General features: G+C 62.1%; 15 protein-coding genes and 1 pseudogene. 11 read left to right on the top strand and 5 right to left on the bottom strand.

Annotated features, from left to right (window positions below; translation table 11 throughout):
- The first annotated feature begins 68 nt into the window (after positions 1 to 68).
- A complete protein-coding gene (locus tag FGX59_RS16005) occupies positions 69 to 911 on the top strand; it encodes an arginyltransferase (RefSeq protein WP_138468066.1) in 843 nt (280 codons plus the stop codon).
- Between the two features lie 9 nt (positions 912 to 920).
- On the opposite strand, the gene FGX59_RS16000 is transcribed toward FGX59_RS16005, so the two are convergent.
- On the bottom strand, positions 921 to 1,937 hold the full coding sequence (locus tag FGX59_RS16000; RefSeq protein ID WP_138468064.1) for a hypothetical protein: 1,017 nt from the start codon (positions 1,935 to 1,937) through the stop codon (positions 921 to 923).
- 103 nt (positions 1,938 to 2,040) lie between these two features.
- A complete protein-coding gene (locus FGX59_RS15995) occupies positions 2,041 to 3,060 on the bottom strand; it encodes a hypothetical protein (protein ID WP_138468062.1) in 1,020 nt (339 codons plus the stop codon).
- A gap of 386 nt (positions 3,061 to 3,446) precedes the next feature.
- Between FGX59_RS15995 and FGX59_RS15990 the strand changes: the two genes are divergently transcribed.
- A complete protein-coding gene (locus FGX59_RS15990) occupies positions 3,447 to 5,198 on the top strand; it encodes an acetolactate synthase 3 large subunit (protein ID WP_138468060.1) in 1,752 nt (583 codons plus the stop codon).
- A 44-nt stretch (positions 5,199 to 5,242) separates the two neighbouring features.
- Here the strand turns inward: FGX59_RS15990 and FGX59_RS15985 are convergent, their stop codons facing one another.
- Complete coding sequence (locus tag FGX59_RS15985; protein ID WP_240722500.1) at positions 5,243 to 5,734, bottom strand: hypothetical protein; 492 nt, start codon at positions 5,732 to 5,734, stop codon at positions 5,243 to 5,245.
- Positions 5,735 to 5,999: 265 nt separating this feature from the next.
- On the opposite strand from FGX59_RS15985, the gene ilvN reads away from it, so the two are divergent.
- Positions 6,000 to 6,566, top strand: coding sequence for an acetolactate synthase small subunit (ilvN, locus tag FGX59_RS15980; protein ID WP_138468058.1), 567 nt, complete (start codon positions 6,000 to 6,002; stop codon positions 6,564 to 6,566).
- A gap of 43 nt (positions 6,567 to 6,609) precedes the next feature.
- Here ilvN and msrA read toward each other — a convergent pair whose 3' ends face one another.
- Positions 6,610 to 7,266 (bottom strand): peptide-methionine (S)-S-oxide reductase MsrA, encoded by a 657-nt coding sequence (gene msrA / locus FGX59_RS15975; protein WP_138468056.1) that lies wholly within the window; start codon positions 7,264 to 7,266, stop codon positions 6,610 to 6,612.
- Positions 7,267 to 7,464: 198 nt separating this feature from the next.
- On the opposite strand from msrA, the gene FGX59_RS37580 reads away from it, so the two are divergent.
- The 5 genes from FGX59_RS37580 (at position 7,465) to FGX59_RS15955 (ending at position 11,655) form a co-directional block, all read left to right on the top strand.
- On the top strand, positions 7,465 to 7,623 hold the full coding sequence (locus tag FGX59_RS37580) for a hypothetical protein (RefSeq protein WP_171060667.1): 159 nt from the start codon (positions 7,465 to 7,467) through the stop codon (positions 7,621 to 7,623).
- Positions 7,624 to 7,971: 348 nt separating this feature from the next.
- On the top strand, positions 7,972 to 8,223 hold the full coding sequence (locus tag FGX59_RS15970) for a hypothetical protein (protein WP_138468054.1): 252 nt from the start codon (positions 7,972 to 7,974) through the stop codon (positions 8,221 to 8,223).
- Positions 8,224 to 8,481: 258 nt separating this feature from the next.
- Positions 8,482 to 9,333, top strand: coding sequence for a glycosyltransferase family 2 protein (locus FGX59_RS15965; protein WP_138468052.1), 852 nt, complete (start codon positions 8,482 to 8,484; stop codon positions 9,331 to 9,333).
- An 87-nt stretch (positions 9,334 to 9,420) separates the two neighbouring features.
- Positions 9,421 to 10,446, top strand: a complete 1,026-nt coding sequence (locus FGX59_RS15960; protein WP_138468050.1) for a hypothetical protein — start codon at positions 9,421 to 9,423, stop codon at positions 10,444 to 10,446.
- Between the two features lie 192 nt (positions 10,447 to 10,638).
- A complete protein-coding gene (locus FGX59_RS15955) occupies positions 10,639 to 11,655 on the top strand; it encodes a hypothetical protein (protein WP_138468048.1) in 1,017 nt (338 codons plus the stop codon).
- Between the two features lie 440 nt (positions 11,656 to 12,095).
- Here the strand turns inward: FGX59_RS15955 and FGX59_RS15950 are convergent.
- A pseudogene (locus tag FGX59_RS15950) lies at positions 12,096 to 12,491 on the bottom strand (integrase core domain-containing protein); the annotation flags it as partial.
- An 87-nt stretch (positions 12,492 to 12,578) separates the two neighbouring features.
- On the opposite strand from FGX59_RS15950, the gene FGX59_RS15945 reads away from it, so the two are divergent.
- The 3 genes from FGX59_RS15945 to FGX59_RS15935 all read left to right on the top strand — a co-directional run.
- Positions 12,579 to 12,956 carry a transposase gene (locus FGX59_RS15945; protein ID WP_138468044.1) on the top strand — a complete coding sequence of 126 codons (378 nt, stop codon included), beginning with the start codon at positions 12,579 to 12,581 and terminating at the stop codon, positions 12,954 to 12,956.
- A complete protein-coding gene (tnpB, locus tag FGX59_RS15940) occupies positions 12,953 to 13,303 on the top strand; it encodes an IS66 family insertion sequence element accessory protein TnpB (RefSeq protein ID WP_138468042.1) in 351 nt (116 codons plus the stop codon). The genes FGX59_RS15945 and tnpB overlap by 4 nt, the downstream gene beginning before the upstream one ends.
- A 54-nt stretch (positions 13,304 to 13,357) precedes the next feature.
- The coding region (locus FGX59_RS15935) for an IS66 family transposase (RefSeq protein ID WP_240722499.1) at positions 13,358 to 14,803 on the top strand (1,446 nt) is incomplete at its 3' end.

Here is a 14,803-nt window from a genome sequence, read left to right as displayed (position 1 = left end):
TAGCCTTTTAGGGACTTGGCGCAGGCTGGAACCGTTGCTAGGCTCGGCTTGCAAACGATACGGACACCATGCGCCACAGCCTTCCCATCGCCCCGCAGTTCTACGTGACTGCCCCCCAGCCCTGCCCGTATCTTCCGGGCCGCATGGAGCGCAAGCTGTTCACTGCGCTGCAGGGGGAATATTCGGAAACGCTGAACAACGCGCTGTCCAAGCAGGGCTTCCGCCGCTCGCAGAACGTGCTCTACCGGCCGTCCTGCGCCGAATGCATGGCCTGCCTCTCGGCGCGGATCCGCGTCGCGGATTTCGAACCCGGCCGCAGCCAGCGCCGGACGCTGAACCGCAATGCCGACCTGGTGCGCCGCGCGACCTCGCCCTGGGCCACCGAAGAACAGTTCTCGCTGTTCCGCAGCTATCTCGACAGCCGCCATGCCGATGGCGGAATGGCCGACATGGACATCTTCGAATTCGCGGCGATGGTCGAAGAGACCCCGATCCGCAGCCGGGTGATCGAATATGCCCGCCCTGCCCCCGAGCAGCCCTCGCGCAGCAAGCTGACCGCCGTCTGCCTGACCGACGTGCTCGATGACGGGCTGAGCATGGTCTATTCCTTCTACGACCCCGCGCTGGAGCGCCGGTCGCTGGGCACCTACATCATCCTCGACCACGTCAATATCGCGCGCGAGGCCGGGCTGCCCTATGTCTATCTCGGCTACTGGGTGCCGGGCAGCCCGAAGATGGCCTACAAGGCCAAGTTCGGCAGCCTGGAAATCTACAAGAACGGCCGCTGGATCGAAATCGGCGACCCCGAGGGCCATACGGCCAGCGCGCATCCGCTGTCGATCGACCCGATCGCCGAGCAGGTCGCAAAGATCAGCCTGCCCGACACGATGGCCCCGCCGCAGAAGCGCTGAGCCCCGGGCTCAGGCGCTGCCGAAGGCGAAGCTGCTGGCGATATCCGGAAACTTGCGTGCCGCGAGCCGGGCATTGCCCTCGGCATAGCGCGCGCGGCAGAGCTCCGTGACCGCGTCGAGGCCGGGCCGCGCGGGCGGATCGCCGAGCGCGGTGGCGAAATCGTGGATCCGCGTCAGGAGCTCGATCCGCGCGACCTGGGCCTTGCGGGTCGCCACCGGCAGGCGGTTCAGCACCCGCGCGATCTCGGTCGCGGTCTCCGACAGCGTGGCATTGGCCTCGGGCTCCGACGGCGCGAGATGATGCGAGACATCCGCGCCGAGCGGCGCCAGGCAGCGGGCATAGAGCGCCGCCTCGTCCGCGCTTTCGAGCATCTCGAAGGGCACGACAGTGACGCGCTCTGCGCCGAAGCGCGCCTCCAGCGTCTCGGTCACCGCCTCCCAGGACAGCGCCTCCAGATCGACGCGGCGGGCGACCCAGTCGTCGAACTCGGCCGTTTCGCCATTGCGCTTGACCCGGTGGCCGTAGCACGAGCGCAGGTACCGGTCCTGGCGCCGCACGGTCAGCAGGATCTCGAGCCCCGGCAGTTCCAGCGCCTCCAGCAGGTCGGCAACCCGGCCGATCGCGCCGAAGCCCGTCGCCTCGTCGCAATAGCCGGGAATGAAGACATTGGTCAGCGTCTCCTCGCTGGCGAGCACCTTGGGCTTCTCGGCTTCCGCGATCAGCGCCTTGAGCGCCGAGACGTCGATCTCGGCGGTTTCGCCTTTCACGTAGCGCAGGAAGGGATTGACGATCTCCGGCTTGCGCAGGCTGGCCGGGATCAGCGACTTGATCCCCGAACGGCCGAGCCGGATGCGGTTGGTGCTGGTCCATTGCTGCACTGTCGAGGTCGCCGATTTCGGCGCGCCGATATGCAGGAGCACCCGCTGCGGACCGCCTTCGGCAACGCCATTCCCGGCACCGCCTGCAGCCGATGCAGGCAGATCCGGCCGGGGCACGGCGGCGAGACGCGGAAAACTCCTGTTCATCAGAACTTCACTACCGTTTACGTTATCGCATGCCTAGCATTGCCGCGGCGCGGCTCCAAGCCTCGCCGCCTTGCAGCCTGCGCCAGTGCGGCATTCTGCAACTTCACGTTGCGGTGAAATCGAAGCTGGTGCGCAGATCCGGGAACTTCCGCGCCGCCAGGGCCGCATTCTCCGCGCCGTAGCGGGCCCGGCAGAACTCGGTCAGCGCCGCCATCTCCGGCCGGGCCGGCCCGTCGCCCTGCTCCGCGGCGAAGGCCTCGATCTCGCCGATCAGCGCCGCGCGCTCCCGCTCGGCCGCCGCATCGCGCAGGGGCAGCCCGTTGAGCAGCCGCACCGCCTCCAGCGCCGCGTCGCCGAGCCCGGCATTGGCCTTGCGGATCGTCGGCACCCGGTGGCCCTCCGCGCTTGCGCCCAGGGGCGCCAGGCAGCGCGCATAGAGCGCCGCGTCATCGGCGGCTTCCAGCATCTCGAAGGGCACGACGGAGACATTCTCCGCCCCGAAGGCCGCGTCCAGCAGCTCGGTCACGCCGAGCCAGGAGAGATCCTCCAGATCCGCCTGCGCCTCCAGCCAGTCGCCGAAGTCCAGGCTGACGCCGTTGCGCTTGACCCGGTGGGCATAGGAGGAGCGCAGGAACCGGTCCTGGCGCCGCACGGTCAGCAGGATCTGCAGCTCCGGCAGCGCCATCGACTCGAGATAGGTCACCAGCCGGTCGATCCCGGCAAAGCCGCTGCGCCCGTCGCTGTGGCCCGGGATGAAGAAATTCGTCAGCGTCTCCTCGCTGGCAAGCGTCGCCGCCTGCCCGGTGCCCAGAAGCGCCGCCCGCAGCGCGGAGGCATCCGGCGTCTCGCTGCGGCCGAGCACGTAGCCGGTGCAGCTGGCGAAGATCCCCGCATGGCGCAGGTCGCGCGGCGACAAGAGGCCGATTCCCGCGCGCCGCAGCGGCCGCCGGTTGGCATTCATCCAGCGCTGGATCGTCGAGGTCGCCGTCTTCGGCCCGCCGATATGCAGAAGGATGCGCGCGGGCGCCGCCGGCTGCGCCTGCACCGGCTCTGCCTGCGTCTCGGGCGCGGCCGCGGGCCGTGCAGCCGCAAGGCGCGGCAGGGATCGTGGGAACAGCTTCATCGTCTCGCCCTGGCAGTCACTGCCGGAGCTAGACCCGCACGGGGGCGGAGGTCAAGCGCGCGCGCCGGCGCCGCCGTGCCCGGATCCGCGGCCTGTCGAAGATTTTCCGCGTTCAGCGCAATAATATTTCAAGACACCCCGCCTACAGCTTCCTTAATTGTTTTCGGTTGACGCCCCGGATCGCAGCGCATAGACAGGCGTCGTTAAAGAAAGGATACCCCCGATGGATCTCCGGATCGTACTTGCAGGAAGACAGCGCATGGGCCGGTGACGGACCCTGGATGAACCCCATGCGCCCCCGAGTAACTCCGGGGGTTTTTTTATTTCTGCAGCACGCGAACCGGAGCCCGGGGCTCCCGAGAGGCCGCCATGACGGAGTGGACAAGATGACGAAGATGACCGGCGCGAAGATGGTTGTTCAGGCCCTGAAGGATCAGGGGGTCGAGGTGGTTTTCGGCTACCCCGGCGGCGCCGTCCTTCCCATCTATGACGAGATCTTCCAGCAGAACGACATTCGCCACATCCTGGTGCGGCACGAGCAGGGCGCGATCCACGCCGCCGAGGGCTATGCCCGCTCCACCGGCAATGTGGGCTGCGCGCTGGTGACCTCGGGCCCCGGCGCGACCAATGCCGTGACCGGTCTGACCGACGCGCTGCTCGACTCGATCCCGCTGGTGGTGCTCTCGGGCCAGGTGCCGACCTTCATGATCGGCAATGACGCCTTCCAGGAGGCCGACACGGTGGGCATCACCCGCCCCTGCACCAAGCACAACTGGCTGGTGAAGGACACGGCCGATCTGTCGAACGTGATCCACCAGGCCTTCCACGTGGCGCGCTCCGGGCGCCCGGGCCCGGTGCTGGTCGACATCCCGAAGGACGTGCAGTTCGCCTCGGCGCAGTATACCGAGATCAAGAAGGCCAAGACCTCGCACTACCAGCCGAAGGTGAAGGGCGACCCGGAGGCGATCGAGCGCCTGGTGGAGCTGATCGAGACGGCGGAGCGGCCGATCTTCTATACCGGCGGCGGCGTGATCAACTCGGGCCCCGCGGCCTCGCAGCTCCTGCGCGAATTCGTGTCGGCGACGGGCTTCCCGATCACCTCGACCCTGATGGGGCTCGGCGCCTATCCGGCCTCGGGCGAGGCCTGGCTGGGCATGCTCGGCATGCACGGGCTCTACGAGGCCAACCTGGCGATGCATGACTGCGACCTGATGATCAATGTCGGCGCGCGCTTCGACGACCGCATCACCGGCCGGGTGCAGGATTTCAGCCCGAAATCGAAGAAGGTCCATATCGATATCGACCCCTCCTCGATCAACAAGGTGATCCCGGTCGAAGTGCCGATCATCGGCGATGTCGGCCATGTGCTGGAGCAGGCGCTGAACCTGTGGAAGGCCCGCGGCCGCAAGGTCAACCGCGACGGGCTGAAGAAATGGTGGGCGAAGATCGAGGAATGGCGCAAGGTCGAGTGCCTGCGCTACAACAACTCGGAAACCGTCATCAAGCCGCAATACGCGCTGGAACGGCTCGAGGCGCTGACCAAGGGCATGGACCGCTACATCGCGACCGAAGTCGGCCAGCACCAGATGTGGGCGGCGCAGTTCCTGGGCTTCGAGGATCCGAACCGCTGGATGACCTCGGGCGGGCTCGGCACCATGGGCTACGGCTTCCCGGCCTCGATCGGCGCGCAGGTGGCGCATCCCGACAGCCTCGTCATCAACGTGGCGGGCGAAGCCTCGTGGCTGATGAACATGCAGGAGATGGGCACGGCCATGCAGTTCGGCCTGCCGGTGAAGCAGTTCATCCTGAACAACGAGCGGCTCGGCATGGTCCGCCAGTGGCAGCAGCTGCTGCATGGCGAGCGCTACAGCCAGTCCTGGTCCGAGGCGCTGCCCGATTTCGTCAAGCTGGCCGAGGCCTTCGGCGCCAAGGGCATCCAGTGCAAGGATCCGGCGGATCTGGACGACGCGATCATGGAGATGCTCAAGTACGACGGTCCGGTGATCTTCGACTGCCTGGTCGAGAAGCACGAGAACTGCTTCCCGATGATCCCCTCGGGCGAGGCGCATAACAAGATGCTGCTGGGCGACGCCCAGGCCACCGACGCGATCCAGGGCAGCGGCGCGGTCCTGGTCTGATCCCGGCTCCGGGCGCCCGCGGGCGCCCGGCCTCCGCGGGCCCCTCAGTCCCCGCGGATCCGCATCACGACGGCTGTCACGATGGCGAAGAGAACATGACCCACCAGCGCCACCCAGGCGATCTGCGCGAAGCCGAGGAAGGGCGGATTGCCCGCCACCAGCGAGGCCATCACGTAGAGCGCGAAGATCCACAGCGCGACGCCGTAGAGCACGGCGCCTGCCAGCCAGCTCAGCCCCGGCACGAGGCGGCGGCGCAGCGGCTCGGCCAGGAAGACCCAGCCGAAGGGATAGCCGATCATGCCCGCCATGTAATGGAGCGCATGCGCCCCCGGCAGGCTCTCGGCGCCGGTCAGGCTGCGGATCACCTGGTTGGCCAGCGGCACGGGCGCCAGGCCCGAGAAGCCGAGGCCGGGGCTGAGGCTCTGGCCGAAGAAGTCGAAGGCCACGGTGGCGAAGGCCCCTGCGGTCAGCATGGTCACGACGCGGTGCGAAAGGCTGCGGTTCACGGGCATGTCCGGGGCGCTCATGGCTGTCATGGGGTCCTCCTACAGGATTACGGCAATTGGATGTCCCCTGTCTACACGCCTGCCTCACCTTGCGTCAGCCACCCCCACGCCGGGTTCACCGGCCGTGAGAATCCGGCCTCTTCCGAGGCCTTCCGGGCGCGGATCTGAAACAATGTCCGCCATCCCGCCCCCGATCCTGCGGCCGCGTGTTTCAGCCCGCGCCGCATCCCGTCCCCTGCGGCCCGCCGAGGCGCGCCGCATCTCCCAGAATGACCCCGAACCGGAGGAAGTCCCGATGTCCGCTCTCCAGATCAAGAAAGGCTCGTCGAAGCATTCGGCCTATGATCTCCGCAGCCACATGAGCGACGTGATGGAGCGCCATACGCTGGCGGTCCTCGTCGACAACGAGTCGGGCGTGCTGGCACGGGTCATCGGCCTGTTCTCGGGCCGCGGCTACAATATCGAAAGCCTCACGGTGGCCGAGGTGGACCATCAGGGCCACCGCTCGCGCATCACCATCGTCACCACCGGCACGCCGCAGGTGATCGACCAGATCAAGGCGCAGCTCGGGCGGATGGTGCCGGTGCATGACGTCCATGACCTGACGGTCGAGGGCCCGTCGGTGGAGCGCGAGCTGGCGCTGCTGAAGGTCGCGGGCACGGGCGACAAGCGGGTCGAGGCGCTGCGCCTGGCCGACATCTTCCGCGCCAACGTGGTCGACACATCGCTGGAGAGCTTCGTCTTCGAGATCACCGGTACGCCGGAGAAGGTCGATGCCTTCGCCGACCTGATGCGGCCGCTGGGCCTTGTGGAAGTGGCCCGCACCGGCGTCGCCGCCCTGCGCCGCGGCGCAGGCGCCTGATCGCAGGCCGGGGAGGTTGCCCTCCCCGGACCCCTCCGGGCGCTCAGGCTCCGATGCCGGTCCCGATCGGGCAGCTCACGCCGGTTCCGCCGATGCCGCAATAGCCCGACGGGTTCTTCGCCAGGTACTGCTGGTGGTAGTCCTCGGCATAGTAGAACGCGGGCGCGGGCAGGATCTCGGTCGTGATCCCGCCATGCCCCGCCGCCTTCAGCCGCGGCGCGAAGACCTCGCGCGACGCCTCGGCCGCGGCCTGCTGGGCCTCGGAATAGGTGTAGATACCCGAGCGGTACTGGGTGCCGACATCATTGCCCTGGCGCATCCCCTGGGTCGGGTCATGGCCCTCCCAGAAGACCTTCAGGAGTTCGTCATAGGAGATCAGGGCAGGGTCGAAGATCACCCGCACCACCTCGTTATGGCCGGTTCTGGCGGTGCAGACCTCCTCGTAGAGCGGGTTCGGGGTGTGGCCGCCGGCATAGCCGACCATGGTCAGCCAGACGCCGGGCAGCTTCCAGAACATCCGCTCGACGCCCCAGAAGCAGCCCATGCCGAACATGGCCTCTTCCATGCCCTCGGGCACCGGCGCCTTCAGCTCGCGCCCATTGACGAAATGCTGCGGCGCGGTGGGGATCGCCGCCTTGCGGCCCGGCAGGGCCTCCTCGGGGCCGACCATCCGCGTCTTAGCCGTATTCACGAAGAACATCGCGCGCTCCTTTCCGGGATTTCCCCGAATATAGGGTGCCGGACGCGCCATTGCCATCACCTGTCCGCTGCTCCGGTCCCGGCACGGAGCGTCATGTCGCAGCTGGTCGCCCGTGTTTGATTTGACCGCAAAACCGCACACGGGCTAGGCTTCGGCCATCGGCATGTGGCCGACAATCTACGACAAAGGATCATCAACATGGCAGCCAACCCGGACCGCAAGAAAATGCGCGAAGTCAGCATGCGTCTCCAGATCAAGACCGAAGAGCTCAACCGCCTCAAGGAAGAAATCAAGGTTCTTCGGGAAGAGCGGATGGCGCTGAAAGAAAAAATCGGTGCCGAAGAGGCCACCGTATAGCTAGCCTGCCGACGGCGCCTCCGGGCGCCGTTTCCTCCTCAAGAATCGCCTTTCACGACAACCATGCGCTGAGGCATAGACATTCTAGTTCTGTACTTCGGCAATGGTTCCGTAGCGTGTCGCGAGCCATCTTGCATGCACTCAAGGTATCCCGATCAGAAAAAGTGCTTCAACTTGCGAGCGACCGTTAGGAAAGTGAACTCCATCTAGTTATTCTAAGAACGTCAAGCTTAGTTGCTCAGCGCTTGTCCCCAGGCGATGAGGCTCAGGTAAGCTGGCGCCGAAACGCCGGGAATCCGGCTTGGCTTTCCGCGAACGAGTACGAATGCCTGCAGCGCAATAGGCAAGGTGAAAAACTACAGTGCCGAGTTTGAGGCGAAGCGCTCCCTGCAGGCGACCAAGTGGCCCGCGGCGCTCAGCAAGCCGGTGGAGAATTCCGGCGTGCATTTGCGGATGACCACCATCCGCAAGCGCCAGGCAATCGATGTGATGAACGGTGTATACTCGCGCAAGGCCGGAGCGAAGCAAACAGAGCTCCAAGGCTTCCACTCGGAACAATTCCGGCGCCTGAATCGATCGCCACCTTTCTCCGAGCGATAGCACAACATGAAACCGCACGTACTCCTTCAGATCTTGCAGGACAGGACCAGTCGAGCCACGCGCGAACCAGGGGCTGAAGGCATCGGCACGATCAACAGTCAAGCTTGGCCACTACCCGAAGCGTCTCGAAACGGGCACCGCCCCACCTCCTCGATTTTTCCCCTGAACCCACCTCCGTACCTCGCTACTTGCTTCGACAAAATCGTTGTGCAATCAGAGGACTGAGCCAACACTTGGAACCGTGAAAAGGTCGACCCCGTGCAGACAGAAAATGTAGCAGCAATAACGATGGTCTATGGTGACCATTTTATCGGGAAGTGGGTAGACTACTACTCTGAACACCTAGGGGAAAAAAACGTGTTTGTTATTTCCCACGGAGAGTCCGATTATCACAATAAGATATGTCGACACGTAAATCACATTACACTGCCGAGAGTCATTGACGCGCATCATGACAAGTACCGCGCCCGTCTGCTGTCGGACTTCGCGAATGCCATTCTTCAAACACACGCATGCGTTCTTGTCTTAGATGCAGATGAGATTATTTCCGTAGAGCCAAGTTTAAACATCTCCCTTAAAGACTACTTACTCCAAAAGAGAAGCGGTGCGGCTGCTCCACTTGGTTTCAATATTTTCCAGCCGGACCCAAGTTCAAATATGGACTGGGACTCCAGCGTTCTTCGTCAAGCGCACATTATGCTGTATCGAGCTGCATTTTCAAAGCCAGCCATACGCTGGGAGAGTGCCCAGCAGTCCGTAGGTTGCCACGCACTGCTGAATAGAAAATTTTCGATCGACGAGAATCTCTTCCTCTTCCACATGAAGTTCTCTGACGCAGCCGCAATGCAACAGTTTGACGAACTCGCCGCGGAGCTGGATGGAATTTCGAATAAATCGGAGAGCCTTATGCATCACTGGTTTTCCGGCAGCGACTTTGTAAAGAATCGCGTGAAAGAATGGTCAAATGTTAGCTACCAAGAAAAAAGCCCCCAAGAAGGTGCAAAAGGACACTATAGACTTGACGAATTTGGGGAAAGAGGTGCCATCGTAAAGCAACTCGGGAAACCCATCGCGTTCTCCATACCAGAAGCCTATAGAGGCATATTTTAGGGAAGCTGGGCTTAAATCGGCAAGAGTACATACCAAAACAAGTCCGGAACGCGCATTACCTACCTGTTCCAAATCGAAGAGAAAATCATGCAACTTGTAGTTCACGCCGGGATGCACAAAACGGGCAGCAGCTCAATCCAAGAAACTTTCTCCAAGCTTTCACATCCCGGAATCAGTTACGCGCCATTCGAATCATCGAACCACAGCGGAGTTTTTAAGTTCATTACCTACGACTTTGATGACGAGTCGGATTTAAGAAAAATTGGCAACAGTTCCCTGACCCGAGAAAAGCTCGACCGACTAAAACTGGAGAACACTCGAATATTCCGCAAGTTCCTTGAGAATTCTGAAGGCACAGGAATTTTTTCAGCTGAAAGTATCAGCAATCCAGGGAGCGAACGGCACATCGAAACATTCGCCAAGATCATCGAGTCGCACAATGTGCCGACAAAAGTGATCATCTATGTTAGAGCACCTAGGTCACACATGGAAAGCGCCTTCCAACAAATGGTGAAAGAGGGGCGACTAGGAAGGCTTTATCCCTCGCGCCTCTGGCCAAAATACAGGGCACGCATTGACGCTCTGGATGCTGCTTTCGGAAGGAACAATGTTACAGTCCGGGCGTTTCAACCGGAGAATTTTCTCGACGGGAATGTCGTACGAGATTTTGCGGACTTTGTTGGATGCAAGATAGAAAGCGCGGACATTGTCAGAACAAATGAATCTATTTCGGCTGAAGCGCTCGCGCTTACATTCCTTGAGCAAAACGCGAAGCCAAGCGACCGAAGCAACTCAACTCAAGAAAATGCAAAATTTATAGATCGAATATCTTCAATTGGGAACAGCCGACTGAGGTTCTCCGACAGCCTAATGGCTCCAATCCTGGAGGAAAACTCCGAAGATTTGACATGGATCGAGAGCAGAGTTGGTCACAGGTTACAAGAAAGTGAACCAAAGAATCCCATTGAGATCAGCAGTGAATCCGACCTAATCGAACTCGGAGTCGCACAATTCGACCGGCTCCGCATGAACCTAATAGGCCAGATTTGCGGCATGACCGGAGAGAAGAAAGATATGTCTCTTCAACTTCTAAATTTCTTACGGAAAATCTGATGAAGTTGCCGTTGGTCATGTTTCCAGCGTACAGTTCTGGACAAGTGTACAAAACCAGATCATCCAAGCATCCTTCCGTTCGATTTCGTTATCGACTGAAGCGTAGAGATTTCCGCACGTCCGCTCAAGCTTTCTAAAACTGCGCGTCATCAGCATCGATGTTCACCCATCCAAGACGAAATGGAGCATAGTGTGATTCAAGTAATCTTTCACATCGGCATGGGGAAGACGGGAACAACGTCGATCCAGTCCGCTCTTTCCAAGAGCACTAAGGAACTGAAGCACGCCGACTGTCGTTACGTGGGCACATCAATTGAAGACCTAGGCCACGACATCGGAAATCCCTATATATTCTCAGATTTCCTCACGCAGCCTCAAGGGAAATATCCGGAACTAGCAAAACAGTTCGCGGCCGCTTTAAATCTGGTCCACACTAAAGATGGGACGACGCGTTTCATTATTTCAAACGAATCCTACTTTACCCGTATTAAAACGCTATCTCCCTTTTTTATCTCTCTTGCCGATTTCGTAAACTTGAGTGTAGTTGTTTACGCTCGACCCGTTGGTAGCTGGCTGCCGTCGGCGTGCTCGCAGTGGGGCAATCTTCACAAGACCAATGCCGGACCAATTAGATCACTCCCACAAATTGCGAGTCGGTTAATCCGACAGTACAGCTCCTTATCTGATTGGCGCAACGCCCTCGGTGATGTTGTCAACGTTAGGCAGTACCATCAAAAGAAAAATATTGTGGAAGACTTTTCTCTGGCCACCAACGTTCCTCTTCACTTTGCGGATCAAAAAAGGAATATTCGACGCCGTCAATCTGAACTAATCCTGCGGGCAGCTTTCAATAATCAATTTGAAGGAAAGACCACGCCCCGAGAGTTTTCCAAAGTGTTCCGGATCCAGTCACCCGGCCACTTACCCACCAGCCTATCGGACAAGTTTAGATTTCTCTTCGACTACGATCAGCTTTCGGTTGTAATTGAGAAATATACAGATCAAATACGGAGGATTGAGAAAGAGTTTGACTTAGATCTTCTTTCGACGCCAATCTCGAATCCACCGAACTACGACCAAAATGGTTTAGTAAATGAAATTATTGGAGAACTCATTGACATCACAAGCAGGCAATCCATTCAGATTGACGACCTTCTCAAGCGAATAGAAAAGCTTGAAAAGGGAAAAGCAGGAGATAAACTGCGTTGATTAATACAATCGGATGATCTATTTTCAATCGCAGATAGAATCTGAAGTGGTTAACTATCCAAATCTTCTTTGTTTCGCAAATGCATAATGAGGTGCCTTGACTCTGTAACCGCCCCCGACGGCATCACTGTGCCAAGGTGGGATCGCAACAATCCAATTTGGGAGGCGGTCATGTCGGAGATTATCACGGTCGGGCTCGATCCGCTGGCCGGCAGGCGGATGCGCGGCAATCGCCGAGAGGCAGGCGAAGAATGTGTTCCAGGTCAATGGCGCTGACGCCAGGGGCGCTGCTGTTCTGCGCAGGAAACTCCGACGGTGTTTTTCAAGGTTGTTGTCACCTGTGTTTATTTTCAGGCTGCGCATTCTCCCGTCCCGGCCATGGGGCCGCCGCCGACTGCTTCCCTGGGGAGCGCGTCGGCGGCCCCATGGCCTCGCGGCATCTCGTCAGGCCGTTCCGGGTTGAGCCAGACCGATCCGATCGGTGTCCAGCAACGCGTGCCGCCTGACCAGCGCTCTGGCCGCGTTGCCCGGGCCAGCTCGTAGACCTGGCGGCGCTTTTCCAGGAGGCCCCGTTCCTCGCCGCGGTGGCGCTGCTCGGGCGTGACGAAACGGATCGCGCTGTGGCGGTGCTCGCGGTTGTACCAAGCGACAAAGCTCTGGACCCAGGTCCGCGCGGCCTCGATGCTGGCAAAGCCGCGCGGCGGCCAGCCGGGGCGGTACTTGCAGGTTCGGAACAGCGCCTCCGAAAAGGGGTTGTCGTTGGAGACGCGGGGCCGGCTGAAGGAGGCCGTGATGCCGAGCCGCTCCATCGTTGCTTTCATGGTCGCGCCTTTCATACGTACGCGAAGCCTGGCCCCCACCTGTTTGTGAGGCTGCGGTTCTGAGATCTCATTTCCTGCAACGAGCAGGGAGTGACTTTCTCAATGAGCGCATATTTTGAGGTTCTCACGAACGAGCGCGGGACGCAGCGCAGGAACCGGAAGTGGCCGGACGAGCTGAAGGCGGAGATAGTCGCCGAGACGCTGCGCCCCGGCGCGACCGTGAATGAGGTTGCTGCGCGGCACGGGCTGCAGGCGAACCAGGTTTCGGCCTGGCGGCGGATGGCGCGGGAGGGCAAGCTGGTGCTTCCAGCTCCCGAAGACGCGGTCGAGTTCGTGTCGCTGATGGTCGCCCCGGCGATGCCGCCGGAAGCGTCTTCCGGCACAGGAAGCGTCGAGATCTCGGTCGGCGCGGTGACCGTGCGGCTCGAGCCCGGCGCCTCGCCGGAGCGGATCGCCGCCGTGGTGCGGGCGCTGGCATGATCCCCTCCGACCGGGTGCGGATCCTCGTGGCCACGAAGCCCGTGGATTTCCGCAAGGGCCATGACGGGCTCTCCGCGCTGGTGCAGTCCGCCCTGAAGGAGGACCCGTTCGCCGGGGCTGTCTTTGTCTTCCGGTCGAAGCGGGCTGACAGGCTGAAGATCCTGTTCTGGGACGGCACAGGTCTCGTGATGGCGTACAAGCGCCTGGAAGATTCCGGCTTCGTCTGGCCTCCCGTGACCGACGGGGTGATGTCGCTGAACCGGGCGCAGTTCGAGGCGCTCTTCGCCGGGCTGGACTGGCGCAAGGTGAAGGCGCTCGAGGCCAGGCGGCCCTCCGCGGCGGAATGACTCGCGGGATCTTTTCCCCGCCTGCAGTGGCGCGCTCCGGGCTAAGCTGCCCGCATGACCGACGCCCCAGCAATCGACCTTTCCGCCATCCCCGAGGAGCAGCGCGCCGCCGTTGCCCTGCTGATGCGGCGCGTCGGCGAGCTCGAGGAGACGACCCGGCGGCAGGAGCACCTGATCGCCGAGCTGAACCAGGCGCTCTACGGGAAGAAATCCGAGAGGCTCTCGGAGGACGAGCGGCAGCTGGCTTTCGAGGATCTGGAAACGGCCGTGGCCGAGGTCGAGGCGCAGAAGGCAGAGCAGTCTGCCGACGGCACGGGCCAGCGCCGCAAGAGCCTCTCCGCGAAGCGCAACCGCGGCCATCTTCCGGCCGATCTTCCCCGGATCGAGGAGACCATCGAACCCGCCAGCCTCGACTGCCCTTGCGGCTGCGGGCGCATGCACAAGATCGGCGAGGACCGCAGCGAGCGCCTCGACATCGTTCCGGCGCAATTCCGCGTCATCGTCACGATCCGCCCCCGCTATGCCTGCCGCGTCTGCACCGACGGCGTGACCCAGGCTCCGGCACCCGCGCATCTGATCGAGGGCGGGCTGCCCACCGAGGCGATGATCGCCCATGTCGCCGTCTGCAAGTACGCGGACCACCTGCCTTTATATCGCCAGAGCCAGATCTTCGCCCGCTCGGGCCTGTCCATCGACCGCAGCACGCTGGCCGGCTGGGTCGGCACCGCTGCCTTCCATCTCGGTCCCGTCGTCGACCGGCTGGCGGAGCACCTGAAAAGCTCATCCAAGCTGTTCATGGACGAGACCACAGCGCCGGTGCTCGACCCGGGATGCGGAAAAACGAAGACCGGCTTCCTCTGGGCGCTGGCCCGCGATGACCGGGGATGGGGCGGGGACGACCCGCCCGGCGTGGTCTATTTCTACGCCCCAGGCCGCGGCGGCGAGCATGCCGAGACGTTTCTGAATGGCTTCGACGGCATCCTGCAGCTCGATGGATATCCAGGCTACAGCCGCCTGACCCGCCCGTCCCGAAAGGGCGGCGCCCCGGTCACGGTCGCCCATTGCTGGGCGCACGCGCGGCGCAAGCTGCGGGAAATCTTCGACCGCGACGGGTCGGAAATCGCTGCCGAAGGCCAGCGACGCATCGCCGAGTTCCACCCCATCGAGGCCGGGATCCGCGGCATGGGCCCCGGCCAGCGCCTCTCGGCCCGCCAGGCCCGCACCGCGCCGCTGGTCGCCGCATTCGGCACCCGGCTGCAGGACCAGCGGCGCCGGGTCTCGGCCAAGTCCCGGCTGGGCGAAAAGCTTGCCTACATCCACAACCACTGGGACGGGCTGCAGACCTTCCTGACGGACGGACGGATCGAGATCGACTCCAATTCCGTGGAAAATCTCGTCAGGCCAATTGCGAGCGGTTGGTCATTCTGCCCCCTTTTCGCAAGTGCTTGGAAACATTTGAAGCTGGTCGGTGGCGTCCGTGCGACACGGGCGCCCTTTGCG

This window comes from Poseidonocella sp. HB161398, assembly GCF_005870025.1.
In the GTDB taxonomy this organism is placed as follows: Bacteria; Pseudomonadota; Alphaproteobacteria; order Rhodobacterales; family Rhodobacteraceae; genus Mangrovicoccus.
Note: the sequence above shows the minus strand (reverse complement) of the source record. Positions and strands in the feature narration are given on the sequence as shown.